Annotated in this window: 13 protein-coding genes and 3 pseudogenes; 9 read left to right on the forward strand and 7 right to left on the reverse strand. The window is 69.1% G+C overall.

Features of this window, described 5'->3' with window-relative positions:
* Window positions 1-54 precede the first annotated feature (54 nt).
* Window positions 55-471 (forward strand): pyridoxamine 5'-phosphate oxidase family protein, encoded by a 417-nt coding sequence (locus KVT45_RS41760; protein ID WP_217554670.1) that lies wholly within the window; start codon window positions 55-57, stop codon window positions 469-471.
* A gap of 119 nt (window positions 472-590) precedes the next feature.
* On the opposite strand, the pseudogene KVT45_RS56880 reads toward KVT45_RS41760, so the two are convergent.
* Window positions 591-683 (reverse strand): annotated as a pseudogene (locus tag KVT45_RS56880) (transcriptional regulator); the annotation flags it as partial.
* A 903-nt stretch (window positions 684-1,586) separates the two neighbouring features.
* On the opposite strand from KVT45_RS56880, the gene KVT45_RS41765 reads away from it, so the two are divergent.
* The gene (locus KVT45_RS41765; protein WP_217554671.1) at window positions 1,587-1,766 is read left to right on the forward strand and encodes a hypothetical protein; all 180 of its coding nucleotides are present in this window, start codon (window positions 1,587-1,589) and stop codon (window positions 1,764-1,766) included.
* Window positions 1,767-2,080: 314 nt separating this feature from the next.
* Here the strand turns inward: KVT45_RS41765 and KVT45_RS41770 are convergent, their stop codons facing one another.
* Entirely contained in the window at window positions 2,081-2,884 is an 804-nt protein-coding gene (locus KVT45_RS41770) for a VOC family protein (protein ID WP_217554704.1), read from the reverse strand.
* Window positions 2,885-3,315: 431 nt separating this feature from the next.
* Here KVT45_RS41770 and KVT45_RS56885 point away from each other — a divergent pair, with 431 nt between their 5' ends.
* The 3 genes from KVT45_RS56885 (at window position 3,316) to KVT45_RS41785 (ending at window position 4,285) form a co-directional block, all read left to right on the forward strand.
* Window positions 3,316-3,708: an Hsp20/alpha crystallin family protein gene (locus KVT45_RS56885; RefSeq protein WP_308311026.1), complete on the forward strand. Its 393-nt coding sequence runs from the start codon at window positions 3,316-3,318 to the stop codon at window positions 3,706-3,708.
* A gap of 19 nt (window positions 3,709-3,727) precedes the next feature.
* Window positions 3,728-3,898, forward strand: a complete 171-nt coding sequence (locus tag KVT45_RS56890; RefSeq protein ID WP_302832629.1) for a DUF5133 domain-containing protein — start codon at window positions 3,728-3,730, stop codon at window positions 3,896-3,898.
* A 174-nt stretch (window positions 3,899-4,072) separates the two neighbouring features.
* Window positions 4,073-4,285, forward strand: coding sequence for a hypothetical protein (locus tag KVT45_RS41785; RefSeq protein ID WP_217554672.1), 213 nt, complete (start codon window positions 4,073-4,075; stop codon window positions 4,283-4,285).
* A gap of 338 nt (window positions 4,286-4,623) precedes the next feature.
* Here KVT45_RS41785 and KVT45_RS41790 read toward each other — a convergent pair whose 3' ends face one another.
* Window positions 4,624-5,142 (reverse strand): helix-turn-helix domain-containing protein, encoded by a 519-nt coding sequence (locus tag KVT45_RS41790; protein ID WP_217554673.1) that lies wholly within the window; start codon window positions 5,140-5,142, stop codon window positions 4,624-4,626.
* 99 nt (window positions 5,143-5,241) lie between these two features.
* Here KVT45_RS41790 and KVT45_RS41795 point away from each other — a divergent pair, with 99 nt between their 5' ends.
* Both KVT45_RS41795 and KVT45_RS41800 read left to right on the forward strand, forming a co-directional pair.
* On the forward strand, window positions 5,242-6,027 hold the full coding sequence (locus KVT45_RS41795) for an SDR family oxidoreductase (RefSeq protein ID WP_217554674.1): 786 nt from the start codon (window positions 5,242-5,244) through the stop codon (window positions 6,025-6,027).
* 25 nt (window positions 6,028-6,052) lie between these two features.
* Window positions 6,053-6,412, forward strand: coding sequence for a nuclear transport factor 2 family protein (locus tag KVT45_RS41800; RefSeq protein ID WP_217554675.1), 360 nt, complete (start codon window positions 6,053-6,055; stop codon window positions 6,410-6,412).
* Between the two features lie 215 nt (window positions 6,413-6,627).
* On the opposite strand, the gene KVT45_RS41805 is transcribed toward KVT45_RS41800, so the two are convergent.
* Both KVT45_RS41805 and KVT45_RS41810 read right to left on the reverse strand, forming a co-directional pair.
* Complete coding sequence (locus KVT45_RS41805) at window positions 6,628-6,909, reverse strand: hypothetical protein (protein ID WP_217554676.1); 282 nt, start codon at window positions 6,907-6,909, stop codon at window positions 6,628-6,630.
* Entirely contained in the window at window positions 6,846-7,862 is a 1,017-nt protein-coding gene (locus KVT45_RS41810; protein WP_217554677.1) for a transposase, read from the reverse strand. The genes KVT45_RS41805 and KVT45_RS41810 overlap by 64 nt, the downstream gene beginning before the upstream one ends.
* Before the next feature lie 158 nt (window positions 7,863-8,020).
* Here KVT45_RS41810 and KVT45_RS41815 point away from each other — a divergent pair, with 158 nt between their 5' ends.
* Window positions 8,021-9,127 carry a hypothetical protein gene (locus KVT45_RS41815; RefSeq protein WP_217554678.1) on the forward strand — a complete coding sequence of 369 codons (1,107 nt, stop codon included), beginning with the start codon at window positions 8,021-8,023 and terminating at the stop codon, window positions 9,125-9,127.
* On the opposite strand, the pseudogene KVT45_RS41820 reads toward KVT45_RS41815, so the two are convergent.
* Together KVT45_RS41820 and KVT45_RS41825 are read right to left on the reverse strand one after the other, a co-directional pair.
* Window positions 9,086-10,112: pseudogene (locus tag KVT45_RS41820) on the reverse strand (IS5 family transposase). The gene KVT45_RS41815 and the pseudogene KVT45_RS41820 sit on opposite strands and share 42 nt — an antisense overlap.
* A 73-nt stretch (window positions 10,113-10,185) precedes the next feature.
* Window positions 10,186-11,718 carry a hypothetical protein gene (locus KVT45_RS41825; RefSeq protein ID WP_217554679.1) on the reverse strand — a complete coding sequence of 511 codons (1,533 nt, stop codon included), beginning with the start codon at window positions 11,716-11,718 and terminating at the stop codon, window positions 10,186-10,188.
* A 268-nt stretch (window positions 11,719-11,986) separates the two neighbouring features.
* Between KVT45_RS41825 and KVT45_RS56895 the strand changes: the two are divergent.
* Window positions 11,987-12,073, forward strand: a pseudogene (locus tag KVT45_RS56895) (HNH endonuclease); the annotation flags it as partial.
* Between the last annotated feature and the right edge of the window lies 1 nt (window position 12,074).

Here is a 12,074-nt window from a genome sequence, read left to right on the forward strand (position 1 = left end):
GCCCACGCGAACAGGTACCCGACCGCGATCTCGATGCCCGTCACCGCACCCCACATGGCCAGTGCTGACCCCGCATCAGACGGTGCCGCCAACTGGGCGGCGAATCACGCTAATTGCTCGGAAAACACGTCTTGCAACTGGGTACGTAGTGAGGGGAGAAGTCCGTACGCGGACAACGGCGACACGATCGTCATCCGCACCCACAACGGATCGGCGCTGGTGCACCACACGTCCATTCACGAGATCATGGTCTATGAGGCCGACCACCTTGATCGGCTCACCCGGGCCGGCTGGAGCGTCATGGTCACCTGGCGGGCCACTGCAGTCGCCTCACCGCTGGAGAGGGGCGGCTATTGCGACCTCCTCATCCCCTGTATGGACCGGGACCTCATCAGATCGTTCGCGTACGAGCCGCGCTGCTCGCCGGCTACCGTCTCACCTGCTGACCAGCGCCTTTGTGCCCGACGCTGACAGATGCGGCGGCGTGGCGGGCCTGGGTTCCGTGACCGGTTCGACGAGGCGGAAGGCACTATCCTTTCACCTACCTCCACACCTTCAGTCGGCTGCCTGCGCGTCAGGCCGTTGTGGGGGTATCGGGAGCGCATTGCGGCGCTGGCTGCGGGCCCTGCGGTGAAGACGTAGGGCTGGCTGTCATCGAGGCGGCGGCCGGTCTTGGCGTCGACATCGGCGTGGTCGCTAGTGGCCGGCCACTCGTCCCACTCAGGCATCGCGCGCACGGAGGAGATGTGAGAGGGGATGTTGGCGGGTTGTCCGACGTCGCGGGGGCGGAGTTCTCCTCGGGTACCGGAAGCGGCTGCCGCCAAGGCGTGGACGTGTCGATCTTCGGTGCGGTTCGGCCGAGCCATTGAGCTGTGGTCCTCGCGTCCGCACGGGTTGGAAGGGACACAGCAAGGAGGCGGAAAGGAGCGGAGGGCCGGAGCTCGACGCACACGACGGGTCTGCCGGACTGGATGGCCACGAAGTCCAGCCCGGCGTGGTGGCTGCGCGTGCCGATGCACCGGACCCCTGGAATCGAGAGGCCGCGCTGCGGTACTCCGCGCAGGGCGCGCCACCAGTCGGGTTCGACCGTCACCCGGCACACCGCCGTCAGCGGCACGCGCACGTCGCCGCGGCGCGCGGCCGTCTTTTCCCGCCGTGTCAGGTGCACGACCAAGTCGTCACCGTCGGCGAACATCCGTGCCATCGCTCCGCTCCTCCTTCCCATCTTCGTTCGGGAGGCTGCTGTATGGCGTGCGGGCGTTGTCTTTCTTGGCCCCCGCGGGGTTGAGGGCCGGACGCGGCCGGGTCGGATCACCCGACGAGCAGTCTCCTGGGCACACTGAAGCTGTGCGCCGAACGCGCTGGTCAAGCGGCTCTCTGCAACGTTGCAGAGACAGCTGACGGTCCTCGGTCCAACGACGTGACCAGAATGCATGTCCACGCCCGCTGTTCACGCTTCCTCGTCGCCACCCACGTAGCGAGCGACGATGACGGTGGGCACGTAATTGCCTGTTGCTCATATTTCTCTCGCCGCGTCACGGCCGAGGGTGGACCATGGGGTTAGCGAGCGAAGGAGGAGGCCCATCATGCAATCCGGAGCCTCGGACTACGACCGCTGGCTGTACGCGCGTACCCCGTCGCAGGCCGAGGGGGAGCGCGACGAGCCGGGCGAGCGCAGCGCCATGGAACAGCACCCGGACGTGCCCAGGACCGAACCATCTCAAGCGGAGGGCGAGCGGGCGGACGACGTCCCGACGAGACAGTGAACTCCGTGCCGGGGAGCCGGAGTCGGCCCGGATGCTGCGCTCGGGAGGAGCCCATAGCCCGGTCTCGTGTGTGCGCTCGACGTGCCACTGCCGACTGGCCCGGATCGGTGTGCCTTCTCGCCCTGGTGGGTGATACGACCGTGCAGGTGGCGGGTGGTGAGTTCGGTGCGGGTCGGATGACGGTCATACCCGCTGGACGAACTCGGCGAGCTGGTCATCGGTGACGTTACGGGCCATGTCCGCTTCGCTGGTCATGCCGATCACGACCTTGTCCCCGGTCACTGGGAGGCCCTTGATCCGGTGGCTCCGCCTTGTCAGTACTGCCGACGCGAGGTCACGGTGAACTGGGCGCCGTCGGGGTCGCGCAGTGTGGCCTCCCGCCGGCCCTCCGCCAAGACACTGCCGCCGCATTTGCCAGCGGCATGGACGCACGGTCCCACGTCGGCAACGGTGAAGTGGACCTGCCAGTGCGGCCGGACCGACGGGTCGGGTGGCGTCTCCACCGAGCCTGACTCGATGCGGGCCACGACGGCGCCCCGGCTGCGCAGCAGTACTTCACCTCCCGCGTACTCGACCTCGCAGCAGCCGGGCAGGTCCGAGGCCCAGTCGAGGGCCTCGCCGTAGAAGATGGCCGCGTCGAAGGCGTCACGGGTGTGCAGGGTGATGAACGTCGACGCTGCCTGCCGCCACGCCTCCCACTCGGTGACGAGTTTCCCCTGCCACACCCCGAAGCGGGCCCCGTCGCGGTCCGCGAGCAGCGCCGCCCTTCCGGGAGGGAAGGAGATCGGCCCCACTGCCACGGTCCCGCCGCGCTCCCGGAAGCGGGCGACCGCCTCGTCCGCGTTCGCCACGGCGAAGTACGGCGTCCAGGCCACGGCCATCTGCCACGTGGTAGCCATCTCCGCGACCCCCGCGACGGGTACCCCGTCCGCCAGTGCGGTCCGGAAACGGTCGCCGAGTCTGGCGGTGCGCCACCGCCAGCCCAGTACGGCTCCGTAGAAGTCCTGCGTGGCGTCGAGGTCGCGGCTGCTCAGACTCACCCAGCACGGCGCGCCGAACACGGAACGTGTGGAGACGGCATCCGTCGCACCGGAGGAGTGTGTGGTGCCGTGGTTCATAGCCATCGCGCCCTGGGTTCGTACGCCGTCAGCCACTGCTTTGCCCCCCAGTGTCCGACCAGAGTTGTGGTCCTGCATGTCTGTTGCGGCGAGTGCGCGGCTCCACCCGTCCGGCGCACTTCGCTCCCCAGGCGCAATTCGTTGGTTCTGCCGTGGCAGCACAGCGATATGGCACGGGTGTGCAGTACACGGAGTTGCGGGTGCAGCTCCAGCGTGTCCTGGCGCGCAGCGAGCCCGCGTTCATGGGGCGCCTGGGCGTTGCCGGTGATGAGGACGGTGTGAACGGGGTCGAGTCGCCCGGTTCTGCGGAGACGCGCACCGTGGAGGGCGACCCGTATGGCCCACTCTCCGGAGTTGAACCGTGATGACGTCGCCCGTACGGCACCGGCCCGGCGGCCTGCTGGACAGGTCCTTCGCCGGCTTCGGCCGGGGTGAGACCGATCGCCGCCGAGTTCGAGGAGCTGGTCGAGCGCATGAACCGGCTGCTGCAGGGCGCCGCCGCCGTACCTGCCGCCGCACTGGCCTGGTCTCCTGCGGCGGACATGCCAGAGACCGACGACGCGTATGTGCTCGAGGCGGAATTGCCCGGGATCAGGCGGGACGACATCGAGATGAGCGAGCGGGAGCTGCGCATCAGCGGGGAGTACAAGGAGCGGGAGCGTGAAGGTGTCCTGCGTCGAACCACCCGCCGCGCCGGCCGTTTCGAGTACCAGACCCTGCTGCCCATCGTGCCAAGGCGGAGGAGGTCGGTGCGACCCTGCACGAGGTGCGACCGCATGCTGTTGCCCCACGTCAGGACCGCTGCCGCTGCGCTTCGCGCGTAACGGTCTGCTGCGGGATCCGCTGAGCTCGCTCAGCTACCACCGGCTCGACGATGCCGCCTACACACTCTGCGTCCTCATGGGACTACGCAATGCCGCAGACGCCGTGGCACAGGCGGAGAGCCTTCTCGTCCGGGCCTCGACCGAGCACGGCAGGCGCCGGGGCGGGCACGCGCGCACCGGCATCCGCTGACGCCGCACCCGGGCCGACCGCTCGTTCCGTCGCCACCCAGGCAGTACCAGCGGGCGCCGCCTCGCGCGGAAAGCAGTGGATTTATGGTGGTCATGAGGGATTTTATTCGGTCATCGAGCCGAGCGGTGTACGCAGCTTCACCTGGTGTCCTGCTTGCCCGTCTGCGGGGGCGTCATGCGAGTCGAACTGGTCCAACCCGCCGCCAGCGTGCTCTTCGATGTGCCGGACGAGATGCACGCGGAGATCATGGCGCTCATCGACGCGGTCACCGAGGATGCGAAGATGCGGGCCCCGGACCTGGCGGCAGCGTTCGGTGAGTGGTGCTGGCTCGTCTACACGGTCCACGGAGAGGTGATTGAAGTACTAGACGTCGGCTGCGCGCAGTGAGCACCTCTGCTCGGTCGCCTGACTGTCACCGCGTATCGGGCCGGGACTCGTAGCGCAGGCTGTGGAAACGACCGTCCTGCTCGCGCCCCGCGGGGTCGCCTCCCAGCGCCCGTACCGCCTCGATCGCATACCGCTGTTCCCGCCCGTCGGTGAAGAGACGCTGATGGGGATTCTTGGAAACGACCGGTATTGCTCCCCGCCTCACTTGATCCAGTTCTCAACGACCGGGGAGGGTTGGCAGGTATCACGCCGGCGACAAGCCGGTGCCGCGAGGCTGGTCAGGTGCAGCCCGTGCTCGCGGCCCTGCTCAAGGCTGTACGAGGCTCTTCCGGGCGGACTTACGCCTCTTCCGCGGGAATGGCAGGCCGTGCCGCGTAGCGGCTGCGCATCGCGTCGCCGGCTGCGGGGCCCGCGGTGAAGACGTAGGCGGCGCTGTCGTCGAGTCGGCGGCCGGTTTTGGCGTCGACGACGACGGGCTCGACTTCCTCGCCGCTGTGCGCGTCGACGAGGATCATGCTGCGCTCCGGTGGCGTGAGGCGGGCATTGCCCCACGCGGCCAGGGCGACGATCACCGGGCGCAGCGAGCGCCCGAGTTCGGTGAGTACGTACTCGTGCCGGACGGGGCTGGTCTGGTAGGGCCGGCGCTCCAGCAGACCGTCCGCGACCAGGGTCTTCAGCCGGGTGGTGAGCATGCTGGAGGAGATGCCCAGGCTCTCCTGGAACTGGTCGAAGCGGGTGTAGCCGTCGAAGGCGTCGTGGAGGATCAGCAGTGTCCACCACTCGCCGACGTGTTCCACCGTCGTGGACAGCGGGCACTCCCGGTCCTCCAGCCTGATCCGGCTTGCCACGGCGACCATCCCCTCAGTTACTGCTAAAGTCGAAGTTAGTAGCTTTTATTTTAGCAGTCGAGACGGGAGCGGCGCCTCGTATACCCGCGCCCGGGAACGGAGCACACCGTGACCACATCCATCAGCGAATCCCTCGAAGGCCGACGCGCTCTGGTCACCGGCGGCACCAAGGGCACCGGAGCCGCGATCGCCCGACGGCTCGCCGAGGCCGGCGCGACCGTGCTGGTCACCGCCCGCAGCCGCCCCGACGACGTCGAGGAGAAGACGTTCATCACCGCCGACCTGTCCACCGCCCGGGGCGCCGCCCACGTCGCCTCCGAGGTGGACGCCCGCGTGGGAGGCGTCGATATCCTGGTCAACACCCTCGGCGGCTCCGAGGCACCGGCAGGAGGATTCGCCGCGCTCGGCGAGGACGACTGGGCCAGGGAGCTGAACACGAACCTGCTGGCCGCCGTCCGCCTGGACCGCGCACTCCTCCCGCACATGATCGCCACGGGCAGGGGCGCGGTCGTGCACGTCACCTCGATCCAGCGCCGCATGCCGCTGTGGAACGGCACCCTGGCCTACGCCGCCGCCAAGGCCGCCCTGACCACGTACAGCAAGGGCCTGGCCAACCAGGTCGCCCCGCACGGCGTCCGCGTCAACACCGTCTCGCCCGGTTTCGTCCAGACCTCGGCCGCCGACAACCTCGTCGCCCGGATCGCCCACGACGCCGGCATCAGCCAGGAAGCGGCGCTGGGCCGGCTCATGGACTCCCTGGGAGGCATCCCGCTCGGCCGTCCCAACCGGCCCGAGGAGGTCGCCGAGCTCGTCGCCTTCCTCGTTTCCGACCGCGCCTCGGCCATCGTCGGCGCCGAACACGTCATCGACGGCGGCACCACCCCCACCGTCTGAACCCGCCACCACCATCAGGAGCGTCATGCACGACAACCAGCCCCGGACCATCACCCCGGACGACCTGCCCGCGGTGATCACCCGCTACCTCACAGCGCACCGCGCCCACGACACCGCCACCGCGGTCACGACGTTCACCGACGACGCCACAGTGATCGACGACGGCAACACCTACCAGGGCAGCACCGCGATCGAGCGGTGGCTGGACCGATCCGCCACCGAATTCACCTACACCATCCACCTCACGAACGCCCAGCAGACCGACACCGCCCACTACATCGCCACACACCACCTCGAAGGCAACTTCCCCGGCGGCACCATCGATCTCCACTATCGGTTCACGCTCCGCGACGACCTCATCGAACACCTCGCCATCGAACCCTGAACCCGCTCCCACATCACCTGTTCCCGCCCACAAGAGAGACCCCACCCACCCCAGACCGCCCCGTCCCAGCCCCCGTGCCCACCCAGCCACCCGACCAAGAACCAGCCCTCAAGTTCGGCATCCACCCGCAGATCAGCACTTGCACGCCTGAGGAATCAAGGCGAGCAACTCCGGGGCCATCCTCAGCACAGGGTGAGGAGATTCAAAGATCCCCATCAACGCTGCGGATAGGTGTGGGAGACATCGACGGCGGTGCTCAGACCGTGCACGGCCAGTGCCCGGACGATCGGGTGGTACGACACGGTCCGCAGAACGAACGCGCTGACCCACACCGGCCTTCTGACACTGTCCAGCAGTGCCCTGAATGTGCGGGCGGTGATATAGCTGCCGCCGCCTGTCAGCGTGATGAGGCCGACCTCGTCGAGCGCGCGCCTCAGACCGGGGCTGGGTGGACTCTGTTCCAGGTCATCGGTGAAGGCGGCGTCCAGCAGTCCCACCTCGAGTGCGTACTGCACGGCGGGTGCCGCCACGTCCAGGCCGAAGACAGGTACTGCGCCCGGTCGGCGTCGCTCGGCATAGAACTCCTTGTCCCATGCGGCGAGCTCTGGAAGGAGCCGTACCACAGGCAGGTGAGCTCGGCCAGGCGCACGGTCTCGGTGCGCTGGTAGCGGTGGACCTCGAAGGATGTGAAGGCGAGGGCAGCGGCCAGTTCCTTCGCGGTGCCCAGGCGGGCGCCCTTGAGCGCGGGGCGGCCGCGCTTGCCGGTGCGTGGCGGGGCGAGGTCATAGAGCACCGCGGACGCGGGCAGGCGGGTGGTGAAGGTGCAGGTGGCGGGCAGGTCGCGCAGCGTCTTGCCGTGGTAGGCCGCGTCCGCGACGACGTGGATGCGCCGGCCGTGGTGGCAGGCGGCGAGGAGGCGGAGCATGGACGCGGCGAGGTCGACCTTGGACTGCTCCTGCTTCGGGCGCCACAGCCGGGCCATCACCGGCAGGCACACCGGCCGTGCGAGGCAGGAGAGTTGGACCACGATGCCGATCACGACGAAGCAGGTCCCGCGCCCGACCGGCTTGGGACCCTTGGCGGCGCCGTCGTGCTGCCAGGCCGCCCCGAACACCTTCTTCCCACGCCGCTTGAACAGGGTGTCGTCCGCCGCGACGGTCAGCACCGCGCTCTCGGGCAGCAGGCGGCGCACGATCAAGTGGGACAGGCACACGCCCAGCAGGTCCGGGCTCCACCGGGCGCGGGAGAAGAACACGTGGGCGCGGTCATGAGACCAGACGCGCGTCAACTCCGCGCCGCTGAGCATCCCGGTCACCGTGCACCGCCCGGTCTGCGCGATCAGCCCCGTGACCAGCGAGGAGAAGGTGGTGAAGGTGGGAGCGGTGAAGCAGCCCCGCAGCAACTCCAACACGGCGAGCAGCGAAGCAGGTGCGGTCGGATCCGGCAGCATCGGTGGGTCCCTCCCCGGAGGAGACAGAAGCACCGCCGATGCTTCTCTGCTGTCTCCAGCCTGCGCGGCCGGATGACGCCACATCACCCGTCTGAACTAGGGCGCGTACCGAGTCACGGTCAAACCGCCTTGTCCGTATTGCTGGTCAGGGTGACCACATGTCACAGACGCTTCCGCCCCTGATCACCGAGGCGGCAGCCTTGTCGGTCGCCGGAGAGCGGATCCGCCGGTACGGGATGGGACCAGCTCTCATCGGGGCAGGGACGGACGCAACCGTCGTCATTGTCGCGCCCGGGGACAACCATGGGGTCAGCGGCGTCCAGGACTCCACCAAGGTGCTCCTGCGCGGAGACAGGATTCCGGAGCTCCACTCACGGTTCGAATTTCGAGGGCCGCTGCCCATCCACGTCTTCGTCCGCCTCGACCAGGGCTGCCTTCCCCTCGGCACCGCGCTCTGCAGAGGAAGGCCGTCCGCACCCGCCGGTTTCGACCACGCCGACCTGGAGCTCGACAAGCCTTTGACCCGCCGACTGCTGGACGCGGTCCGGCCGGTCCCGGCACCCGGGCCAGTGCCGGGGACGGACTGGGTCGACCATGTGGAGACGGATCCGATCCGGGCCCTGGAGTCGTTCATCCTCGGCTGGTTTCCCGCCGAGGCGACCGAGCCGACAGAGGAAGCGAGCGCGGCGGGCGAACCGGAGGACCTGCCGGAGGCGTTGACCGCCTTCCACCGCCTGGCCCGCCTCCGTCCTGCTGTCCACAGGTTCCGCAACCCAGTGCTGAAACAGCCCCGGCGAACTTCCGGGCCGCGCGGCGGCCGGATGGTCTTCGCCGTGGACGGCGAGGGCGTTCGGGACTGGTCCATCCCTTGGCCACCGCAAGAACCGGGCGAAGCCGATCCCCGTGTACGGCTCACCGAAGACCCCTTCTTCGAGGACCCGGAGACGGTCCTTGAAGAGGAACCGCTGAGCCGCTTCCTCCTGCAGTACACCCTCTACGAGGCCATGAATGCCGCCTCCTACCACGCGTATGCGTACTGCATGCCGACCGCGCGTCTCGCCCCGTTGTGGAGCATGCTGCGCCCCGTACCCCTGAGCCCGTTCCTGCCGACCTACACCGCCGAGAAGTTCTTTGTCGCTCCCGAACTGCTCACCACGGTCAGCGGCGATGAGAACGAGGCCGTCGTGGCCTTCGCCGCGCTCCACCGCGCCACCTTGACACCGCTACTTGACCATGGGTTCCGCTGGTTTCGATTCGACGGCTGAGGCATGAGGCCCGTCATCGGGGCGCATACCCGGTCGTGGTCGGAGGCCGGCGAGGTAGCTGTCCCGGGGTCTTGTCGTATCTGGTGGCGATGCCTCGCCAGGCCTTCAGCTTGTTGATGAGGCGCTCGACAGCGTTCCGTTCCTTGTAGAGGTCAGCGTCGTGGCTGACGGGCCGACCGCCCGCGGAGCCCTTCTTCTCCCGGTTGGCGGCCTGGTCTCCCTTCTCCGGGATCACGGCCTTGATGCCGCGTCTACGCAGGTGGGCCCGGTTTCCGTTGGATGAGTAGGCCTTGTCGCCAGCGACCGCGTCCGGCCGGCTTCGAGGGCGACCGACGGGTCCGCGGACCCGTATCTTCCCCAGCACGGGGATGAACTGCGGACTGTCCGCGACCTGCCCCGCGGTCAGCACGAATGCCGGCGGGCGGCACTTGCGGTCGGCGGCCAGGCGCACCTTGCTGGTCTGCCCACCTCTGGAGCGTCCCAGCAGGCTGGCCTCCAGCCGGAGTTTTCGCCGACGGCGGATGCTTCGTCGCTCCTCACGCCCGGGAAGGGTCCCGGCGTCCTGCCCGTCTTGTTCTTCCAGGCTGCCCCCTTTGACCTGGCCTTCTCCGCCTCGGCGGCAGCCCGCAGTCAGCACGTCCTGGTCCAGGTGCATCCCGGCCGCGTCGTGGTGAGCACGCACGGTGGTGGAGTCGATGCTCACGAGGGACAGATCCACCTCGCCGCGCTTCGCGGCTTCAGCGATCAGGCCCTCCAGCAGGGCCTCGAAGACACCCATGTCACGCCACTGCCGGAAGCGATTGTGGACGGTAGGCCAGGCACCGAACTCCTGCGGCATCTCCCGCCACTGCCCGCCGGACCTGAATCGCCAGATCACACCCTCGAACTGCTGCCGCAGCCGCTGCGGGTACGGGCCGTACTCGCCGACCGGCAGATACGGCCCGATGAACTCCCATTCCTCGTCCGTCAGTTGCACTCGAGTCACGCAAGAGGGTCTACTGGTCCAGGCCCCGCCACGAGGGCGAGTCCCGCAGATTGGTCACGACCCGATACGCGCCCTAGCTCCGTCCGACCGGCCGGAGGTGGCTCTCGGCGAAGCTGCGCAGTTCGTCGCGGGTTCGTGCGGGGTCGGTCGCGGCTTCGATGGCACGGCCTCTGGGGAGGTAGCGGACGCCGTCGATCTCGCAGATCAGCGGCCCCACGCCGGTGTTGAGCACCAGGGCCTCGCCGACCGGAGCGGGACCGCCGACGGTGCGGCGCTCACTGCCGCGGGATCGGGAGATCGGCTGGAGGAACAGCGGCGCTGTCACCTCGCCGCCCTCCGGTCGGAACAGGACCAGCGCCATCTCGCCGGGATCCCGGCACAGACGGACGTAGCGCATGGGCTGCCATGTGCCCTTCCCGGCGTCCGAACGCGCGGCACGCAGTACCGGACCGCACAGGGTGGAGCGGTCGGTCGTGACCCAGCCGATCCGGGCGAGGGACGCGATGCCGACCGTGCCGAACACGAGGAAGCGCCAGTGCCCCAGGTGGAAGTGGTCCTCGAGGATGGCGGCGGAGGAGAACCCAAGGGAGTACCAGGCGTTGGTGCCGAGGGCGGTGGTCAGCACCCAGATGCGCGGCGATATGGACGTGCGGCCGAAGCCGCGGCGCGGCGGGGTCACCCGGGGGCCCGGGCGATGGCGATCGCCGTGCCGGGCCGCGGCGGCGAGGCTCGCGTAGCTCAGGTCGTCATCGAGGGCGGGCCACCTGTCCTCGCCCGCCTCGTCGCCCGCGGCCGCCCGCGGGGGGATCGCCGGCCGGGCCCGGCGCGCCAGCCGGACACGTCTGGCGCAGGCCAGCGGGTTGACCATCAACGCACCGCCCAGGCCGAGCAGGCCGAGGCCGCCTCCGAGCACGGCGACCACACTCAGGACGGTTCGCGTGTTCACGGCCTCACCCAGGAAGGGCCAGGGCAGGGCGGTGATCCGGATGCGGTCGCCGGAGCGGACGTCTGTCGTGTCGCAGTCCACAGCCGCCCGCTGTGCGCCGCCGTCCCAGCCGACGGTGCAGCTGTCGTCGTCCCGGTCCACACGGACGACCTCGGCGGCGATGTGCTTCCCGAGCAGCGCGACGTCCGCGGTGGCCAGGCCCACGAACAGGGACGCCGCGAGGGCGAGTACCGCCCATGGCGGTGCGGCCGGCAGAAGCAGCCGTCGGGCGGGCGCGGAAACCGGGCGGGTCTGTTCGCCCAGCCAGGCGCCGAGGGTCCGCGCATCGTGCGTGGCCAAGCGCAGCCGCAGCACCTGGCCTTCGGGTGTCCGGTAGCGCAGGTTGACCTTCTCGAAGGGGGGCCGACCGTTGGCGGAGACTGTCGCGTCCAGGGCCTCGCCACCGCGTGGCAGGGCGGTGACGTTCCCGGAACGGTCCAGAAAGACGGGCCCGTTGAGGCGTGGGTCGACCAGCAGTCGGCCCTTGTGGCCGTCGAGTCGGCAGCGGAAGTGCACGGCCCGGCCCGCTGCAAGTCCGCGCCGCCTCCTTGCCGCCGCCCACCGGGCCAGCCCGGCTATGACCATGGGGATCACCACGAGCCCCACAAAGCTGGCGATCATCGGTTCCGTCGTCTCCTCCGCTGTGAGTGATCGGAGAAGCGTACGAGGGCTGCCAGGGGCCCTGGCCCGGGGGTGCCCTCGGGCCTGCCTGGATGATTCGGCACCACAGTGGACGGCCGCGCCGTGCGTCGCGGGGCCCGCAGTTCCGTTGGAGAGCATCTAGTTACTCTGAGCGACCCCAACGACGATCAACGAAAACGTCGAAAGTCGAGAGAACCCATGGGCGGCCCGGAATATCGCGCGCTTGGAATGACGCTCCCTGCCAGTCGGCGCCGACACCTGGACCACCGACAAGCGCAAGGCGTTCGCCAACGACCTCACCCACTCGCAGTTGATCGCTGTCTCCGGCGCCTCTA

Source organism: Streptomyces sp. GbtcB6, from assembly GCF_019091475.1.
Taxonomy (GTDB): Bacteria; Actinomycetota; Actinomycetes; order Streptomycetales; family Streptomycetaceae; genus Streptomyces; species Streptomyces hyaluromycini.

Bases quoted from the DNA above. Each gene is read 5' to 3' on its own strand.
- KVT45_RS41760 (WP_217554670.1), top strand. From the start codon at position 55: ATGGCCAGTGCTGACCCCGCATCAGACGGTGCCGCCAACTGGGCGGCG.
- KVT45_RS41765 (WP_217554671.1), top strand. From the start codon at position 1,587: ATGCAATCCGGAGCCTCGGACTACGACCGCTGGCTGTACGCGCGTACC.
- KVT45_RS41770 (WP_217554704.1), bottom strand. From the start codon at position 2,884: ATGAACCACGGCACCACACACTCCTCCGGTGCGACGGATGCCGTCTCC.
- KVT45_RS41785 (WP_217554672.1), top strand. From the start codon at position 4,073: ATGCGAGTCGAACTGGTCCAACCCGCCGCCAGCGTGCTCTTCGATGTG.
- KVT45_RS41790 (WP_217554673.1), bottom strand. From the start codon at position 5,142: ATGGTCGCCGTGGCAAGCCGGATCAGGCTGGAGGACCGGGAGTGCCCG.
- KVT45_RS41800 (WP_217554675.1), top strand. From the start codon at position 6,053: ATGCACGACAACCAGCCCCGGACCATCACCCCGGACGACCTGCCCGCG.
- KVT45_RS41810 (WP_217554677.1), bottom strand. From the start codon at position 7,862: ATGCTGCCGGATCCGACCGCACCTGCTTCGCTGCTCGCCGTGTTGGAG.
- KVT45_RS41815 (WP_217554678.1), top strand. From the start codon at position 8,021: ATGTCACAGACGCTTCCGCCCCTGATCACCGAGGCGGCAGCCTTGTCG.
- KVT45_RS41825 (WP_217554679.1), bottom strand. From the start codon at position 11,718: ATGATCGCCAGCTTTGTGGGGCTCGTGGTGATCCCCATGGTCATAGCC.